15 protein-coding genes are annotated in these 18,376 nt (G+C 54.6%); 14 read left to right on the forward strand and 1 reads right to left on the reverse strand.

Features of this window, described 5'->3' with window-relative positions:
* The first annotated feature begins 52 nt into the window (after window positions 1-52).
* The 5 genes from CWI35_RS14515 to pyk all read left to right on the forward strand — a co-directional run bounded on the left by CWI35_RS14515 (window position 53) and on the right by pyk (window position 5,540).
* Window positions 53-736, forward strand: coding sequence for a FadR/GntR family transcriptional regulator (locus tag CWI35_RS14515; RefSeq protein WP_014196530.1), 684 nt, complete (start codon window positions 53-55; stop codon window positions 734-736).
* Between the two features lie 39 nt (window positions 737-775).
* On the forward strand, window positions 776-1,648 hold the full coding sequence (gene accD / locus CWI35_RS14520; protein ID WP_014196529.1) for an acetyl-CoA carboxylase, carboxyltransferase subunit beta: 873 nt from the start codon (window positions 776-778) through the stop codon (window positions 1,646-1,648).
* The gene (accA, locus tag CWI35_RS14525; protein ID WP_011232215.1) at window positions 1,633-2,610 is read left to right on the forward strand and encodes an acetyl-CoA carboxylase carboxyl transferase subunit alpha; all 978 of its coding nucleotides are present in this window, start codon (window positions 1,633-1,635) and stop codon (window positions 2,608-2,610) included. Before accD ends, accA begins: the two co-directional genes overlap by 16 nt.
* A gap of 179 nt (window positions 2,611-2,789) precedes the next feature.
* Window positions 2,790-3,749 carry a 6-phosphofructokinase gene (gene pfkA / locus CWI35_RS14530; RefSeq protein ID WP_011232214.1) on the forward strand — a complete coding sequence of 320 codons (960 nt, stop codon included), beginning with the start codon at window positions 2,790-2,792 and terminating at the stop codon, window positions 3,747-3,749.
* A 27-nt stretch (window positions 3,750-3,776) separates the two neighbouring features.
* On the forward strand, window positions 3,777-5,540 hold the full coding sequence (gene pyk / locus CWI35_RS14535) for a pyruvate kinase (RefSeq protein WP_025039133.1): 1,764 nt from the start codon (window positions 3,777-3,779) through the stop codon (window positions 5,538-5,540).
* Window positions 5,541-5,682: 142 nt separating this feature from the next.
* Here the strand turns inward: pyk and ytvI are convergent, their stop codons facing one another.
* Window positions 5,683-6,801, reverse strand: coding sequence for a sporulation integral membrane protein YtvI (ytvI, locus tag CWI35_RS14540; protein ID WP_023633466.1), 1,119 nt, complete (start codon window positions 6,799-6,801; stop codon window positions 5,683-5,685).
* 93 nt (window positions 6,802-6,894) lie between these two features.
* Between ytvI and CWI35_RS14545 the strand changes: the two genes are divergently transcribed.
* The 9 genes from CWI35_RS14545 to mutM all read left to right on the forward strand — a co-directional run bounded on the left by CWI35_RS14545 (window position 6,895) and on the right by mutM (window position 18,360).
* Entirely contained in the window at window positions 6,895-7,350 is a 456-nt protein-coding gene (locus CWI35_RS14545) for a DUF441 domain-containing protein (protein ID WP_011232211.1), read from the forward strand.
* A gap of 293 nt (window positions 7,351-7,643) precedes the next feature.
* Window positions 7,644-8,762 carry a citrate synthase gene (citZ, locus tag CWI35_RS14550; RefSeq protein ID WP_011232210.1) on the forward strand — a complete coding sequence of 373 codons (1,119 nt, stop codon included), beginning with the start codon at window positions 7,644-7,646 and terminating at the stop codon, window positions 8,760-8,762.
* Between the two features lie 72 nt (window positions 8,763-8,834).
* On the forward strand, window positions 8,835-10,106 hold the full coding sequence (gene icd, locus CWI35_RS14555) for an NADP-dependent isocitrate dehydrogenase (RefSeq protein WP_011232209.1): 1,272 nt from the start codon (window positions 8,835-8,837) through the stop codon (window positions 10,104-10,106).
* Window positions 10,107-10,132: 26 nt separating this feature from the next.
* On the forward strand, window positions 10,133-11,071 hold the full coding sequence (gene mdh, locus CWI35_RS14560; RefSeq protein ID WP_013524302.1) for a malate dehydrogenase: 939 nt from the start codon (window positions 10,133-10,135) through the stop codon (window positions 11,069-11,071).
* An 84-nt stretch (window positions 11,072-11,155) separates the two neighbouring features.
* Window positions 11,156-11,623, forward strand: coding sequence for a MaoC/PaaZ C-terminal domain-containing protein (locus tag CWI35_RS14565; RefSeq protein ID WP_011232207.1), 468 nt, complete (start codon window positions 11,156-11,158; stop codon window positions 11,621-11,623).
* 208 nt (window positions 11,624-11,831) lie between these two features.
* Complete coding sequence (locus tag CWI35_RS14575; RefSeq protein ID WP_015375585.1) at window positions 11,832-12,539, forward strand: response regulator transcription factor; 708 nt, start codon at window positions 11,832-11,834, stop codon at window positions 12,537-12,539.
* Entirely contained in the window at window positions 12,532-14,280 is a 1,749-nt protein-coding gene (gene pnpS / locus CWI35_RS14580) for a two-component system histidine kinase PnpS (RefSeq protein ID WP_014196522.1), read from the forward strand. The genes CWI35_RS14575 and pnpS overlap by 8 nt, the downstream gene beginning before the upstream one ends.
* Window positions 14,281-14,433: 153 nt before the next feature.
* Complete coding sequence (gene polA, locus CWI35_RS14585; protein ID WP_119877884.1) at window positions 14,434-17,070, forward strand: DNA polymerase I; 2,637 nt, start codon at window positions 14,434-14,436, stop codon at window positions 17,068-17,070.
* 465 nt (window positions 17,071-17,535) lie between these two features.
* Window positions 17,536-18,360: a DNA-formamidopyrimidine glycosylase gene (gene mutM / locus CWI35_RS14590; RefSeq protein WP_025039134.1), complete on the forward strand. Its 825-nt coding sequence runs from the start codon at window positions 17,536-17,538 to the stop codon at window positions 18,358-18,360.
* Window positions 18,361-18,376 lie beyond the last annotated feature (16 nt).

An 18,376-nucleotide genomic window follows, 5' to 3' on the forward strand; every position in this document is an offset into this window, starting at 1 on the left:
TTTACTATTTCATTATTTTGTTATATCGTATAACCATTAGGTGGTCAGACCAGTGGATGAAGCGAAGGAGAGGGGTCATTGTATCAAAGAGGAGAACGTGTATGCCGAGACGTTAAAACATATCCGCCGCATGATGGCGGAAGACAACTTAGCCCCTGGCGACAAGCTGCCGTCGGAGCGCGAGCTGGCCGAACGGCTCGGCGTCGGGCGTTCATCGGTGCGCGAGGCGTTGCGGGCGCTTGAATTTCTCGGCTTGATTGAAACGCGGCGCGGCGAGGGGAGGTATAGGCGTGAGGTCGGCAGCCACCAGCTGATCGACCTGTTGGCGATGTTTTTGTTGGAAAACGAACGGGCGAAGGCCGATTTGGCGGAAACAAAATGGCTCATCGAGCGCCTGTTGCTTGCCCTTGCGTGTCGGCGCCGGAGCGCGGAGGACGTAGACGAGTTGAAAAAAATCGTTCGTCAAAAACCGATTGATTTCGCGCGGTTTTTCGAGACGGTGGTGGAAGCAGCTGGCAATGTTTTGCTCGCCCGCATTTGGCGGGTGCTGTCGGGGTTTGCCGCTTCATTTGCGCCCGAGCCGCCCCTTGCCGACGCCGGTTATGAACAGTTGCTTGCCGCTTTGGAAAGGCAAGATCCGGCGGAGACTGTCGCCGTTTGGGAGGCGCAACGGCCTTCGCCGTTGTCGAAACAGGCCGGACATCGTTTGACAAACAATGATGTCCATTTTCGATAAAGTAGTAGAGAGGCGAAAACGCAAAGGAGGGGCTCCCTCGTGTGGAAAGACTTGTTTGTGAAAAAGAAAAAGTATGCACCGCTGCCTTCAGAACAAGCGAGGCATGAAGTGCCGGAAGGCGTGATGACGAAATGTCCGCAATGCAAGAAAATTATGTATACAAAAGAGTTGATCAAAAATTTGCGCGTTTGCCTAAGCTGCGGCTACCATCATCCGATGCCGGCGCGTGAACGGATTGCAAGCCTTCTTGATGACGGCAGCTTCCGCGAGTATGACGCCGATATGATCTCGGTCAATCCGCTCGGCTTTCCGGGCTACATCGAAAAACTGGAAGAAGACCGGCGCAAGTCAGGGCTGAACGAGGCGGTCGTCACCGGCGAAGGGGCGCTTGACGGCCATCCGCTCGTCATTGCTGTCATGGATTCATCGTTTCGCATGGGCAGCATGGGCTCGGTCGTCGGCGAAAAAATCACCCGCGCCGTCGAACGGGCGCACAAACAGCAGATGCCGTTTCTCATTTTCACCGCTTCCGGCGGCGCCCGCATGCAGGAAGGGGTGTTGAGCCTCATGCAAATGGCGAAAACAAGCGCGGCGCTCAAACGGTTCAGCAACGACGGCGGCTTGTTCATCTCCGTCATGACCCACCCGACGACCGGCGGTGTATCGGCGAGTTTCGCCTCGCTTGGGGATTATAACTTTGCCGAGCCGGGGGCGCTCATTGGTTTTGCCGGCCGCCGCGTCATCGAGCAGACGGTGCGCGAAGAGCTGCCGAACGATTTCCAGACGGCGGAGTTTTTGCTGAAGCACGGGCAGCTTGATGCCGTCATTCACCGCCACGAGCTGAAAGAAACGCTTGCGGTCGTCTTGGATCTTCATCAAAAAGGAGGGGAAGAGGGATGGTGGCGGAATTAGAATTCGAAAAGCCGCTTGTCGAGCTGCGCCGCAAAATTCAAGAGTTGAAAGAGTTCATGAAAACGGCGGACGTCGATTTATCGGCGGAAATCGAAAAGCTTGAGGCGCGCCTCGCCAAGCTGGAAAACGAGATTTATGCGAATTTGACGCCGTGGGACCGCGTGCAAATCGCCCGCCACCCGCAGCGGCCGACGACGCTCGATTACATCGAGCGGTTGTTTACGAACTTTCTTGAGTGCCACGGCGACCGCTGCTTTGGCGATGACGAGGCGATCGTCGGCGGCATCGCCAAATACGACGGACTCCCCGTGACGGTCATCGGTCATCAGCGCGGCAAAGATACGAAAGAAAACTTGCGCCGCAACTTTGGCATGCCGCATCCGGAAGGATACCGGAAGGCGTTGCGGCTCATGAAGCAGGCAGAAAAGTTTTCGCGGCCGATCATCTGCTTTATCGACACGAAAGGCGCCTACCCGGGCAAAGCGGCCGAAGAGCGCGGGCAAAGCGAGGCGATCGCCCGCAACTTGTTTGAAATGGCTGGGCTTACGGTGCCTGTCGTCTGCATCGTCATCGGAGAGGGCGGAAGCGGCGGGGCGCTTGCCCTTGGCGTCGGCAATCATATCCATATGCTTGAAAACTCGACGTACTCGGTCATCTCGCCGGAAGGGGCGGCGGCGATTTTGTGGAAAGACGCCTCATTGGCGCAGCGGGCGGCGGAAACGATGAAAATCACCGCTCATGACTTAAAGGCGCTCGGCGTCATCGATGAAATCATTCCAGAAGTCAAAGGCGGCGCTCATCGCAACGCCGACGAGCAGGCAAAAGAAATTGACCGCGTGCTGCGCCGTTCGCTCAAACAGCTGTTGGCGCTTGACGGCGAAGAGCTCGTCCGGCAGCGCTATGAAAAATTTAAACAAATGGGCCAAGTGTCGTTTTTGCCGGAAACGATTCGGGCAAGATAAGGAAAAAGCTGTCTCCGTCGTGGGACAGCTTTGTTCTATCGTGAAAAAATCCACTTTTGTAAGCCGTTTCAGCGATCGCTTCTATATTGTGTTCCGCTGTTGTTCATGGTACATTAGGGATGTTCAAGAAGACGTATGAGGTCGGACGTGTGCAATTCGATGCAAACGAGGTGGAAATGATGAAACGGATTGGTGTGTTGACAAGCGGCGGCGACTCGCCGGGCATGAATGCGGCCATTCGCGCTGTCGTCCGCAAAGCGATTTACCATGGGGTGGAAGTGTACGGAATCTACCACGGGTATGCCGGGTTGATCGCCGGCAATATCAAAAAGCTGGAAGTCGGGGACGTCGGGGACATCATCCATCGCGGCGGCACCATCCTTTATACCGCGCGCTGCCCGGAGTTTAAGACGGAAGAAGGACAGAAAAAGGGGATCGAGCAGCTGAAAAAGCACGGCATTGAAGGGCTGGTCGTCATCGGCGGCGACGGGTCGTATCAAGGGGCGAAAAAATTGACGGAGCACGGCTTCCCGTGCGTCGGCGTGCCCGGGACGATCGACAACGACATTCCAGGCACCGATTTTACGATCGGTTTTGACACCGCGCTCAATACGGTCATTGACGCCATTGACAAAATCCGCGACACGGCGACGTCGCATGAGCGGACGTACGTCGTCGAAGTGATGGGCCGCCATGCCGGCGATATTGCGCTATGGTCGGGGCTTGCCGGAGGGGCGGAGACGATTTTGATTCCGGAAGCGGACTACGACATGGACGACATCATCGCTCGCTTGAAGCGCGGCCATGAACGCGGCAAAAAACACAGCATCATCATCGTCGCCGAGGGAGTCGGCAGCGGCGTCGACTTCGGCCGGCAAATTCAAGAGGCGACCGGCTTTGAGACGCGCGTGACGGTGCTTGGCCACGTGCAGCGCGGCGGATCGCCGACGGCGTTTGACCGCGTGTTAGCGAGCCGCCTCGGCGCCCGTGCGGTCGAGCTGCTCCTTGAAGGCAAAGGCGGCCGCTGCGTTGGCATTCAAAACAACCAAATCGTTGACCATGACATTGCCGAAGCGTTGGCGAAAACACATACGGTCGATCAGCGGATGTATACATTGTCGAAAGAGCTGTCGATTTAATTCCCGAGGGGAAAGGAAGAAGAAGTGATGAAGCGGAAAACGAAAATCGTCTGTACGATCGGGCCGGCAAGCGAGAGCGTAGACAAGCTCGTGCAATTGATCGAAGCGGGGATGAACGTGGCGCGCCTCAACTTTTCGCACGGAGATCATGAGGAACACGGGCGGCGCATCGCCAACATTCGCGAGGCGGCGAGGCGGACGGGCCAAACGGTCGCCATTTTGCTCGATACGAAAGGCCCGGAAATCCGCACGCACAATATGGAGAACGGCGCCGTCGAACTGAAGGAAGGGGCAAAGCTCATCATTTCGATGAGCGAAGTGCTCGGCACGCCGGAAAAAATTTCCGTCACCTATCCGGGGCTGATCGATGATGTGTCCGTTGGTTCGAAAATTTTGCTGGACGACGGGTTGATCGGCCTTGAAGTCAACGCGGTCGACAAGCAAGCTGGAGAAATTGCCACGACCGTCTTAAACAGCGGTGTGCTCAAAAACAAAAAAGGGGTCAATGTCCCCGGCGTGCGTGTCAATTTGCCGGGCATCACCGAGAAGGACCGAGCCGATATTTTATTTGGCATCCGCCAAGGCATCGACTTCATCGCCGCCTCGTTTGTGCGCCGGGCGTCTGATGTGCTCGAAATCCGCGAGCTGCTCGAGGCGAATGACGCCTTACATATCCAAATTATCGCGAAAATTGAAAATGAAGAAGGCGTCGCCAACATCGATGAAATTTTGGAAGCCGCCGATGGCCTCATGGTGGCGCGCGGCGACCTTGGCGTTGAGATTCCGGCTGAGGAAGTGCCTCTCATTCAAAAAATGCTCATTAAAAAGTGCAACATGCTTGGCAAGCCGGTCATCACGGCGACGCAAATGCTCGACTCGATGCAGCGCAATCCGCGGCCGACGCGGGCTGAGGCGAGCGATGTCGCCAACGCCATTTTTGACGGCACCGACGCCGTCATGCTTTCCGGAGAAACCGCAGCCGGCCAGTATCCGGTCGAAGCGGTAAGGACGATGCACCAAATCGCGCTCCGCACCGAGCAGGCGTTGGAGCATCGCGACATTTTGTCCCAGCGCACGAAAGAGAGCCGAACGACGATCACCGATGCCATCGGCCAATCGGTCGCCCACACAGCGCTCAATTTGGATGTCGCGGCGATCGTGACGCCGACGGTGAGCGGAAAAACGCCGCAGATGGTGGCGAAATACCGCCCGAAAGCCCCGATCATCGCGGTGACATCAAACGAAGCGGTCTCGCGGCGGCTGGCGCTCATTTGGGGCGTGTATACGAAAGAAGCACCGCATGTCAATACAACCGATGAAATGCTCGATGTGGCGGTCGACGCGGCAGTGCGCTCCGGCTTGGTGAAGCACGGCGACTTGGTCGTCATCACGGCCGGCGTGCCGGTCGGCGAAACGGGATCGACGAACTTAATGAAAGTGCACGTCATCAGCGACTTGCTTGCCAAAGGGCAAGGCATCGGCCGCAAGTCGGCATTCGGCAAGGCGGTCGTCGCCAAAACGGCAGAAGAGGCGTGCCGAAAAATGGTAGAGGGCGGCATTTTAGTCACCATCAGCACCGATGCCGATATGATGCCGGCGATCGAAAAAGCGGCGGCGATCATCACCGAGGAAGGCGGGTTGACGAGCCATGCGGCGGTCGTCGGCTTAAGCCTTGGCATTCCGGTCGTCGTCGGGGTGGAAAATGCCACAAGCTTGTTTAAAGATGGGCAAGAGATCACGGTCGATGGCGGCTTTGGCGCCGTCTACCGCGGCCATGCGAGCGTGTTGTAACGGACGTTGCAGCAAAACAGGGTGTCCCAAAAGCAGCGGGACACCCTTTCGCATCGTCCTATATACCCATTAAACATCTTTGTGAAACGAAAGATTGTATTCCTATTATAGAAAGCCGAGCTTTTGAGACAGCTCCCTTCGATTACGTGGCCGGCTTGCCGATAATAAAGCGCCAAAGATCACGAAAAACATTGGCGCTATGGAGCGTGCGGATGATGACAAGCGCGACGGGGCCGGCAATCAAGCCGAGAAAGCCGAGCAGTTTGAAGCCGACGAACAAGGCGATGAGCGTCGCGAGCGGATCGAGGCCGATCGTTGAAGAAAGCACTTTCGGCTCCATGATTTGCCGTTGGACGAGGACGACGACATACAGCACGCCCAATCCGATGGCAAACGGAATGTCGCCGCTAGCCATGGTGTAAATGATCCAAGGAACAAATACAATCCCCGTTCCCAAATATGGCAAAAGATCGACGAACCCGATGATCAATGCGATCGTAATGGCGTAATCGACGCGCAAAATAAGCAAGCCGATCAACACGATGACCGTCGTAATCGAAATGAGCGTCGCCTGCGCTTTGATAAAGCCAAACAGCGCCCGCTTTAAATCAAGAAACACCGTTTTTCCGCTTGTGCGGGCTTTCGTCGGCAGCCATTGCTGCGCCATGCGCATCAGACGGTGCCAGTCTTTGCTGATGAAAAACGTCGCCAACAGCGAAAAAATAAACACGGTCGCGGCATTCGGCAGCCAGGCGAGAAGCTGCGGAATGTTTTGCAGGATGCTCTGGACAAATTCACCAACCGTCGTCCCAATTTTTTTTCCGACGGCTTGAATGTTTTGCATAATCGTATCCTGTTGGGCGGCGCTTAAACTTTTAAACATCCCGGCCAAATCTTTGTAAATCGGGATGATTTGGTCGGCGACGAACGTCTCCATGTACGTGATCAATGCTTGAAATTTTTCCGGCACGACGCGGGCTAAATATTGCGTTCCCGAAACGATTTCGGCAACAAGAAGCGTGACCAAGCCGGCGACCGCGGCAAACAACATGATGAGCGTGACGCTGACCGCGAGCCAGCGCGGCATTTTCGCTTTCCGCTCCAAAGCATCGACGAGCGGGTTGATGATCATCGCGATGAAAAAGGCGATGATGAACGGATACGTCACCGTCGCGATGTAGTACATAGCGATGGCGCCGAGCGCGACAGCGGCGATGACAAGAAAAAAGCGCAAAAAGCGATCAACATAAACTCGGGACAATGTTTCACCTCCAACGACGTTCCATATTGATATATTACACGTTTTCTTACGGGGAAGCAAAAAGACAAGTTTCATAGGAAAGGACGGACGACCGTGAACGAACCGGTGTTGTTTTTATTGTTGTTGCTTGCGCTCGGCTTTCTTGCGAAAAACAAGTCGCTTATTGTCGCCATCGTTGTGCTGTTGGCCATCAAACTTGTCGGCTTGGATCAAAAAGTGCTGCCGATCATTCAGTCCAAAGGGATCAACTGGGGAGTGACGGTCATTACGATCGCCGTGCTCGCTCCCATCGCTTCTGGGGAGATCGGCTTTCGGCAGCTTGTCGGCTCTCTGCAGTCGTTGTCGGCCTGGGTGGCGCTCGCATCTGGCATTTTTGTCGCCTTGATCGCCAAAAATGGAGTAACGCTCCTTGCCAATGACCCGCATATGACCGCCGCGCTTGCATTCGGCACCATCCTCGCGGTTTCGCTGTTTCATGGGGTGGCGGTTGGTCCATTGATCGGCGCTGGCATTGCCTATACGGTCATCAAAATGGTAGAATATTTTTGATCATCAGGCGGTGTGTGGGATCCTCCGTTTTGAGATGAATCGATTTCCATTTTATTCCTGATCATCATTTCTTTTGACGTGTGACAGCTGACAAAAGTCTGATAATTGTTTATAATAATAAACGTGAGTGAGTTTTCGGCCAAGCATTGTGCAGCTGTTGCGACGGGGCGGTTGTCGCCGGCGTCATGTAAGCACTTTCGCGCGCGCGTTTGTTTTTGCCTCCATTTCGAGCAAGCGCTCATCGGCCATCGGTCGTTATGGCCGGAACTTATGAAGAGAAGGGGAGATTGAACATGACAGTAACCCGTGGGTTAGAGGGAGTTGTGGCCACAACTTCAAGCATCAGTTCGATCATCGATGACACGTTGACGTATGTCGGTTATGACATTGACGATTTAGCCGAAAACGCTTCCTTCGAAGAAGTCGTTTATTTGCTTTGGCATCGCGAACTGCCGACGAAAGAGCAGCTTGAGGAATTAAAGAAACAGTTGGCGGAAAACGCTGAAATTCCAAATGAAATCATTGAACACTTCAAGCTGTATCCGATTGACAAGGTGCATCCGATGGCGGCTTTGCGCACCGCGGTATCGCTTCTCGGCTTGTATGACGAAGAGGCGGATGTGATGACGAAAGAGGCGAATTATCGGAAAGCCATTCGCCTGCAGGCGAAAATCCCGACGATTGTCACCGCCTTCGCCCGCGTGCGCAAAGGGTTGGAACCGGTTGCGCCGCGCAAAGATTTGAGCTTTGCCGCCAATTTCTTGTACATGCTGACCGGCAAAGAACCAGACGACATCGCCACGGAAGCGTTCAACAAGGCGCTCGTGCTGCATGCCGACCACGAGTTGAACGCGTCGACGTTCACGGCGCGCGTCTGCGTAGCCACGCTGTCCGATATTTATTCCGGCATCACGGCGGCGATCGGAGCCTTGAAAGGGCCGCTTCACGGCGGGGCGAACGAAGCGGTGATGAAAATGTTGACGGAAATCGGCACGGTCGACAACGTCGAGCCATACATCCGCAGAAAGCTCGCCAACAAAGAAAAAATTATGGGCTTTGGCCATCGCGTTTACCGAAAAGGCGACCCGCGCGCCAAACATTTGAAAAAAATGTCGGAAAAACTGACGAAGCTCGTCGGCGAGCCGCATTGGTATGAAATGTCGACGAAGATTGAAGAAATCGTCACATCGGAAAAAGCGCTGCCGCCGAACGTTGACTTTTATTCCGCCTCGGTTTACCATTGTTTAGGAATCGATCATGATTTGTTTACGCCGATTTTTGCCGTCAGCCGCACCTCGGGATGGTTGGCTCACATCTTGGAACAATACGACAACAACCGTCTCATCCGTCCGCGCGCTGAGTACACCGGCCCAGGCAAGCGGGCGTACGTGCCGATCGACGAGCGCGGCTAAAACAAGTGGACAAGGCGGTGAAGGCGCGCCTTCACGCCTTTTTATAAAAAAACTGCATTGGGGGTTTTGCTCGTGACGCAAGGAGAAAAAATTACAGTCCAAAATGGTGTGCTCAACGTTCCGAACAACCCGATCATTCCGTTCATCGAGGGGGATGGAACCGGCCCGGACATTTGGGCGGCCGCTTCGCGCGTGCTCGAAGCAGCGGTGGAAAAAGCGTACAAAGGTGAGAAAAAAATCGTCTGGAAGGAAGTGCTCGCTGGTGAAAAAGCGTACAAGCTGACGGGCAGCTGGCTTCCGGATGAAACGCTTGAGACGATCCGCGAATACATAATCGCCATTAAAGGGCCGTTGACGACGCCGGTCGGCGGCGGCATCCGCTCGCTGAACGTAGCGCTCCGCCAAGAGCTCGACCTGTTTGTCTGCTTGCGCCCGGTTCGCTACTTCCCAGGCGTTCCGTCGCCGGTGAAACGCCCGGAAGACACCGATATGGTCATTTTCCGGGAAAACACGGAAGACATCTACGCTGGCATTGAATATGCCAAAGGCACGCCGGAAGTGAAAAAAGTCATCGACTTTTTGCAAAACGAAATGGGCGTGCGCAAAATCCGCTTCCCGGAAACGTCCGGCATCGGCATTAAACCGATTTCCGAACAAGGGACGAAACGGCTTGTGCGCGCGGCGATCAACTACGCGATCGAACACGGCCGCAAGTCGGTGACGCTCGTTCATAAAGGAAACATTATGAAATTCACCGAAGGCGCGTTTAAAAACTGGGGTTATGAATTGGCGGAGGAAGAATTCGCCGACAAAGTGTTCACGTGGGCGCAATACGACCGAATCGTTGAAACGGAAGGCAAGGAAGCGGCGAACAAAGCGCTTGCTGATGCGGAAGCGTCCGGCAAAATCATTATCAAAGATGTCATCGCCGACATCTTCCTGCAACAAATTTTGACGCGTCCGCGCGAATTTGACGTCATCGCGACGATGAACTTAAACGGCGACTACATTTCCGACGCGCTGGCCGCTCAAGTCGGCGGCATCGGCATCGCGCCGGGGGCCAACATCAACTACGAAACCGGCCACGCGATTTTCGAAGCGACGCACGGCACGGCGCCGAAATACGCAGGGCTTGACAAAGTCAACCCGTCGTCCGTCATTCTCTCGGGCGTCATGATGTTTGAGCATCTTGGTTGGAACGAAGCAGCGAAATTGATCATCAAAGCGATGGAGAAAACCATCGCCGCGAAAATCGTCACGTATGACTTCGCCCGCCTGATGGAAGGGGCGACGGAAGTGAAATGCTCCGAATTTGCTGATGCGCTCATCCGCAATATGGACTAACCTTTGAAGGAAAGGGATGGCAAACGATGGCGATGAAACGGAAAAAAATCTCGGTGATCGGCGCCGGATTCACGGGGGCGACGACGGCGTTCCTTTTGGCGCAAAAAGAGCTCGGCGACGTCGTGTTGGTCGATATTCCGCAGCTTGAGAACCCAACGAAAGGGAAGGCGCTCGATATGCTCGAGGCAAGCCCGGTGCTCGGCTTTGACGCGAATATCATCGGCACATCGGATTACGCTGACACAGCCGATTCCGACATCGTCGTCATCACAGCAGGCATCGCCCGCAAGCCGGGCATGAGCCGCGACGATTTGGTGACGACGAACCAAAAAATTATGAAGCAAGTGACGAAGGAAGTCGTCAAATACTCGCCGAACTGCTACATCATCGTCTTGACGAACCCGGTCGATGCGATGACGTATACGGTCTTTAAGGAATCCGGATTCCCGAAAAACCGCGTCATCGGCCAGTCGGGCGTCTTGGATACGGCGCGCTTCCGCACGTTCGTCGCCGAGGAGCTGAACATTTCGGTAAAAGATGTCACTGGGTTTGTTTTAGGCGGCCATGGCGATGACATGGTGCCGCTCGTCCGCTACTCGTACGCCGGCGGCATTCCGCTCGAAAAACTCATTCCGAAAGATCGTTTGGACGCCATCGTTGAGCGGACGCGCAAAGGCGGCGGTGAAATCGTCAACCTGCTCGGCAACGGCAGCGCCTACTACGCACCGGCCGCCTCGCTTGTCGAAATGGTCGAAGCGATTTTGAAAGACCAGCGCCGCATTTTGCCGGCGATCGCCTACCTTGAAGGCGAATACGGCTATGAAGGCATTTATTTGGGCGTGCCGACGATCCTCGGCGGCAACGGCATCGAGAAAGTGATCGAGCTCGAGCTGACCGAAGAGGAAAAAGCGGCGCTCGCCAAATCCGTCGAATCCGTTAAAAATGTCATGCGCATGCTGGAATAGCGGCGAGGCAAAAATTCGGGCATTGCCCCGGATTTTTGCCCACAGTCAATGAAAGCGCTTTCTAGACAACGAAGGGGTGGGAACATGTTGAAAAAACGAAAGCTCGGGAGACGGATCGGGGAAATTCAAGCGGGGGAAAAGCTCGTGTTCCAAGCCGCCATCGAAGACAAAGACTTGCTTCTTTATCTTGGGCTGACGGATGATGCCAATCCGCTCTATATCCAGCATGATTATGCTTCACAGACGCCGTTTGGAAAACCGGTCGTGCCGCCGGTCATGTTGACGGGGATGATCACTTCCGCGGTCTCCAAATATTTGCCGGGCCCGGGCAGCTACATTACGCGGCAGGATCTTCGCTTTCTCCGCCCAGTTTATCATTATGAAACGCTCGAATTTTTGCTCGAAGTCGCCGATGTCGATGAGGCGGGCCATTGCGTGACGTTGTCCGTCATGGCGACGCGCGGTGCGGAGACGGTGCTTGACGGAACGCTGTCTGTCTGCCCGCCGCATACGTTGCCGCGCCTAGACGGGCGGGTGCTCGAGAACTTTTGACCTCATGTTGAAAGCAGTCCCCCACTTCGAAACAAAGGGGGAGTTTCATGCCGCTTTCCGCCAAAGGAAGCCAGCCAAACGCGAGGGGCAGTTTTCCGAGGGCAACCTGTCCGCAGGAAAACGCCCTTTTTTCTTTTTTTTGTCCGAATCAAGGCGTCAATTGTGGTATCATAAAGGCAGAAACCATTGGACGGGATGGAGGAGCGGCATGGGACGAAAAATTTTAGTTGTCGATGACGAACAGCCGATTGTGACTCTGTTGTCGTACAATTTGGAGAAAGCCGGATTTCACGTCGTGACCGCTCACGATGGCGAAGAGGCGCTCGTGAAAGTAGCGTCCGAGCAGCCGGCGCTCATTATTTTGGACTTGATGCTGCCGAAGCTTGACGGCGTTGATGTGTGCAAGCGGCTTCGCCAGCAGCAAATCATGACGCCGATTTTAATGTTGACGGCTCGCGATGATGAATTTGACAAAGTGCTTGGTCTTGAGCTTGGCGCCGACGACTATATGACAAAGCCGTTCAGCCCGCGCGAAGTCATTGCCCGCGTCAAGGCGATTTTGCGCCGCACGGAGATCGTTCAGCCGGCGGCTGAATCGAGCGAGCGGCTTGTTGTTGGCGAGCTGGAAATTTTTCCGGAACGCTATGAAGCAACGATCGACGGCAAGCCGCTTGAGCTGACGCCGAAAGAGTTTGAGTTGCTCCTTTATTTGGCTCGCCATAAAGGGCGGGTGTTGACGCGCGACCAGCTGCTCAGCGCCGTGTGGAACTACGAGTTTGCCGGCGATACACGCATTGTCGACGTCCATATCAGCCACTTGCGCGAGAAGATCGAAACCGATACGAAAAAACCGATGTACATTAAAACGGTGCGCGGCCTTGGCTACAAGTTGGAGGAACCGAAGCGGCATGAATAGCTTCCGCACCCGCCTTTTGTTTTGGCTCGTGACGCTCATCGCCACGGTGTTGATCGCCCTCGGGCTTTTGCTCGGGCAATTGCTGAAAGATTTTTACGCCGAGACGATGAACAAACGGATGGAAAAAGAGGCCCAAGCGCTTGCGATTTTGCTTGAAAATGAACCGCTCGAGCAAATCCGCGCCGATTTGCAGGAAATGGGGAATGAACTGTCGTCCCGCATCACCGTGCTCGATAAAGAAGAACGGGTGCGGTTTGACAGCGGTCGCGTCGCAGCGATCAGCGACAAAGACCATGAGCGCATCGTCCGCGCGATTTTGCGCAAAAAGCAGTTTCCCCGCTTTTCCGTGATTGAAAAAACAAACGATGTCTATTACTACATCGTCCCGTACGAGCGCGGTGAACGGAGCGGGTACGTCGTTTTAAGCACACCGACGAGCTCACTCCAAAAAGTAAACGAGCAAATTTGGGGCGTGCTCACGAGCAGCCTCGGGATGGCGCTCGTTGTCATCATCGCCCTCGTCTGGAAAATCGCCAATCAATATATGAAGCCGATTGAAGAAGCGACGAAAGTGGCGTTTGAGCTGGAAAAAGGCAATTACGCCGCCCGTGTGCCCGATGGTGAATATAACGAGGCCGGGATGCTTGTGCGCTCGATCAACCGGCTGGCCCGCCATTTGCAGGAGATGAGCAGGGCGCGGGAAATTCAGACCGATCGGCTTCACACGCTCATTGAAAACGTCGGCAGCGGTCTGTTGTTTATTGACCACCGCGGACATATTTCTCTCATCAATCGGGCGTTCCAGACTCAGTTTCATCTCGATCCGTCGGATTGTTTGTACCGTCCGTACGCCGATGTGCTGCCGCACCGCGACATCGTCCGGTTTATCGATGATATTTTCATCACCGAGACGACGATGCGCCGGCATATGCGGCTGACGATTGGCATCGAGCGGAAACATTTCGATGTATACGGGGCTCCCATCATTGGCACGAACGCCGAATGGAAAGGGATTGTCGTCGTGTTTCACGACATTACGGAGCTGAAGCGTCTTGAGCAAATCCGCAAAGACTTTGTCGCCAACGTTTCGCACGAATTGAAAACGCCGGTGACGTCCATCAAAGGATTCGCCGAAACGCTATTGGATGGCGCTATGAAGGATGAAGCGGCGCTCGAACATTTTTTGACCATCATCTTAAAAGAAAGCGAACGGCTGCAAACGCTCGTTGAGGAACTGTTGGACTTGTCGAAAATCGAGCAGCACGGATTTCAGCTGCAACTCGAAGACGTGGATATCGCTCAAGTCATCGCCGAAGCGGCTGCTGTGTTTCGCCAAAAAGCGGCGGAAAAACAAATTGATTTGCATATCGAATCGCCATCCGGGCTTGTCATCCGCGGTGACAGAAATCGGATGAAGCAAATTTTGCTGAACTTGCTCGCCAACGCCATCACGTATACGCCGGAGCACGGACGGGTCGCTGTCGAGGCGGAAGAGACGAAGAAAGAAGTGCTGATCCATGTGAAAGACACCGGAATCGGCATTGAGGAAAAAGAAATCCCGCGCATTTTTGAGCGTTTTTACCGCGTCGACAAGGCGCGCAGCCGCGATTCCGGCGGAACGGGGTTGGGCCTGGCGATTGTGAAACATTTGGTTGAGGCTCACCATGGATATATTACCGTAGCGAGCAAAGTGGGGCGCGGCACCGTGTTCACGATCCATTTTCCAAAGCCGGGGCGGTAGCCGGCTTCTTTTTATCATCTCCAACTGAGAAGCCTGCCATTTTTCAGCGTGAGCGTGAGCACGGGATGAATCGGCGCCTCCCATCATGTTGGGAGAGCGTTCAAGGCAAGCCGCAGGCATGGTACAATAGGACAAGGAAGCATCCGAGGAGGGATGAGATTGAAAAAAAAGCTTGTTTTAATCGACGGCAGCAGCGTGGCGTACCGCGCCTTTTTCGCCTTGCCGCTTTTGCATAACGACAAAGGCATCCATACGAACGCCGTCTACGGGTTTACGATGATGTTGAATAAAATTTTGGCGGAAGAAGAGCCAACTCATATGCTTGTCGCGTTTGACGCCGGGAAAACGACGTTCCGGCATGAAGCGTTTCAAGAGTATAAAGGTGGGCGCCAGCAGACGCCACCGGAGCTGTCGGAGCAGTTTCCGCTGTTGCGCGAGCTGCTGAGGGCGTATCGCATCCCCGCCTATGAACTCGAGAACTACGAAGCGGACGATATTATCGGAACGCTTGCCGCCCGCGCTGAGCAGGAAGGGTTTGAGGTGAAAGTCATTTCCGGCGACCGCGATCTGACCCAGCTCGCCTCCCCCCATGTGACGGTGGACATTACGAAAAAAGGGATTACCGATATCGAACCGTACACGCCGGAGGCGGTCCGCGAAAAATACGGCTTAACTCCGGAACAAATCGTTGATTTGAAAGGATTGATGGGCGACAAATCGGACAACATTCCCGGAGTGCCGGGCATCGGGGAAAAGACGGCGGTCAAGCTGCTCAGGCAATTCGGCACGGTCGAAAACGTGCTTGCCTCCATTGACGAGATCAAAGGCGAAAAGTTGAAAGAAACGCTGCGCCAACACCGGGAGATGGCGCTGTTAAGCAAAAAGCTCGCCGCCATTCGCCGCGACGCCCCGGTCGAGCTCTCGCTTGATGACATCGCCTATCAAGGGGAAGACCGGGAGAAAGTGGTCGCTTTATTTAAAGAGCTTGGGTTTCAATCGTTTTTAGAGAAAATGGAATCGCCGTCATCAGAAGAGGAAAAACCGCTTGCCAAGATGGCATTTACGCTTGCTGACCGCGTGACGGAGGAGATGCTTGCCGACAAGGCGGCGCTTGTCGTTGAAGTGGTCGAGGAAAATTATCATGATGCGCCGATCGTCGGCATCGCTGTGGTCAACGAACATGGACGGTTTTTCCTGCGCCCGGAGACGGCGCTTGCCGATCCGCAGTTTGTCGCCTGGCTTGGTGATGAAACGAAGAAAAAAAGCATGTTTGACTCAAAGCGCGCGGCAGTCGCCTTGAAATGGAAAGGAATTGAGCTATGCGGCGTTTCCTTTGATTTATTGCTGGCCGCCTATTTGCTTGATCCGGCGCAAGGTGTTGATGATGTGGCTGCCGCAGCAAAAATGAAGCAATACGAAGCGGTGCGCCCGGATGAAGCGGTGTATGGCAAAGGGGCGAAGCGGGCCGTGCCGGATGAGCCAGTGCTCGCCGAGCATTTGGTCCGCAAGGCGGCGGCGATTTGGGCGCTCGAACGGCCGTTTTTGGATGAGCTGCGCCGCAACGAACAAGATCGGTTGCTCGTCGAGCTCGAGCAGCCGTTGTCTTCGATTTTGGCGGAAATGGAATTTGCCGGAGTGAAAGTGGATACGAAGCGGCTCGAACAGATGGGCGAAGAGCTCGCCGAGCAGCTGCGCACGGTCGAGCAGCGCATTTATGAGCTCGCCGGCCAAGAATTCAACATCAATTCACCGAAACAGCTCGGCGTCATTTTATTTGAAAAACTGCAGCTGCCCGTCTTGAAAAAAACGAAAACCGGCTACTCCACTTCGGCGGATGTGCTTGAAAAACTTGCGCCTTATCACGAGATCGTGGAAAACATTTTGCATTACCGCCAGCTTGGCAAGTTGCAGTCGACGTATATTGAAGGATTGCTGAAAGTCGTGCGACCCGATACAAAGAAGGTGCATACGATTTTCAATCAGGCGTTGACGCAAACCGGACGGCTCAGCTCGACGGAGCCGAACTTGCAAAACATTCCGATTCGGCTTGAGGAAGGACGGAAAATCCGCCAAGCGTTCGTGCCGTCGGAGTCTGATTGGCTCATTTTCGCTGCCGACTACTCGCAAATTGAGTTGCGCGTCCTCGCCCATATTGCGGAAGATGACAATTTAATGGAAGCGTTCCGCCGCGATTTGGATATCCATACGAAAACAGCGATGGACATTTTCCAAGTGAGCGAGGACGAAGTGACGCCCAACATGCGCCGTCAGGCGAAGGCGGTCAACTTTGGGATCGTTTACGGGATCAGTGATTACGGCTTGGCGCAAAACTTAAATATTTCACGCAAAGAGGCCGCTGAATTCATCGAGCGCTACTTCGAAAGCTTCCCTGGCGTGAAGCGGTATATGGAAAACATTGTGCAAGAAGCAAAACAGAAAGGGTATGTGACGACGCTGCTGCATCGGCGCCGCTATTTGCCGGATATTACGAGCCGCAACTTCAACGTCCGCAGCTTTGCTGAACGGATGGCGATGAACACGCCGATTCAAGGGAGCGCCGCTGACATTATTAAAAAGGCGATGATCGATCTGAACGCCAGACTGAAGGAAGAGCGGCTGCAAGCGCGCCTTTTGCTGCAGGTGCATGACGAGCTCATTTTGGAGGCGCCGAAAGAAGAGATGGAGCGGCTGTGCCGGCTCGTTCCGGAAGTGATGGAGCAAGCGGTCACACTTCGCGTGCCGCTCAAAGTCGATTACCATTACGGCTCGACATGGTATGACGCGAAATAAAAAGGAGTCTTGGTGTGGATCGCCGGCACCCCTAAAAGGCCGGTGATTTAAGGGGAAATACTGCTCTCCAACAGTGTTTCTCAAATTGAAAAACCTTGCAACACCATCACTTCATTCCTTGTGATTTCTCATAAATCAAGCGAATCCATTGTTTTTCATCAGCCTTCTAAGAAGGCCTGTGATGGAATGAAAAAGCAGTTTCACAACGACTCTTCTCCAGTTGAGAAGCCTTGGGACATCGAGTCGTCCTTCTCAACCAACATGACCGATTTTGCGAAAATCAGCGTTTCTCACCGGCCTTCTAGGCAGAATCTTTCGGTGCGACGATTCTCGGCTGCAACTCGATGAATTGGAGCGAAACAGCTGCCGCCCCATGGAGAATCTTTCTCTCGGCGGATGAACCGGCGTCAATGCGAAAGCGTCGGCGGGAACGATGCAGGAAAACGGAGGAAAGGGGGGATCGCCATGCCGGAATTGCCGGAGGTGGAAACGATCCGTCGTACGCTTTTGCCGCTTATTGTCGGAAAAACGATTGAGGATGTGCGCATCTTTTGGCCGAACATCATCCGCCATCCGCGAGACCCCGAGGAGTTTGCGGCAAGAATGATCGGACAGACGGTGCGTGGTTTGGAACGGAGAGGGAAGTTTTTGAAATTCCTGCTCGACCGCGATGCACTCATTTCCCATTTGCGCATGGAAGGGCGCTACGCCGTTGCTTCTGCCCTCGAGCCGCTCGAACCGCATACGCACGTCGTGTTTTGCTTCACGGACGGCAGCGAACTCCGTTACCGCGACGTGCGCAAGTTCGGAACGATGCACGTTTATGCCAAAGAAGAAGCTGACCGTCGGCCGCCGCTTGCTGAGCTTGGGCCGGAGCCGCTTTCCCCGGCGTTTTCCCCAGCTGTATTGGCGGAGCGGGCGGTGAAAACGAAACGGTCGGTCAAAGCGTTGCTCCTTGATCAGACGGTCGTGGCTGGGTTTGGCAATATTTATGTCGACGAATCGCTGTTTCGCGCCGGCATTCTTCCCGGCCGGCCGGCCGCCTCTCTCTCCAGCAAAGAGATCGAGCGCCTGCATGAGGAAATGGTGGCGACGATCGGCGAGGCGGTCATGAAAGGGGGAAGCACGGTGCGCACGTATGTGAACACGCAAGGGGAAGCGGGTGCGTTTCAGCATAGCTTGTTCGTCTACGGACGCAAAGGAGAGCCATGCAAACGATGCGGCACGCCGATTGAAAAAACGGTCGTCGCCGGCCGCGGCACGCATTATTGCCCGCGCTGCCAGCGCTAGGCGGCGTGTAAAAAGG

The organism is [Bacillus] caldolyticus (assembly GCF_003595605.1).
GTDB lineage: Bacteria > Bacillota > Bacilli > Bacillales > Anoxybacillaceae > Geobacillus > Geobacillus thermoleovorans.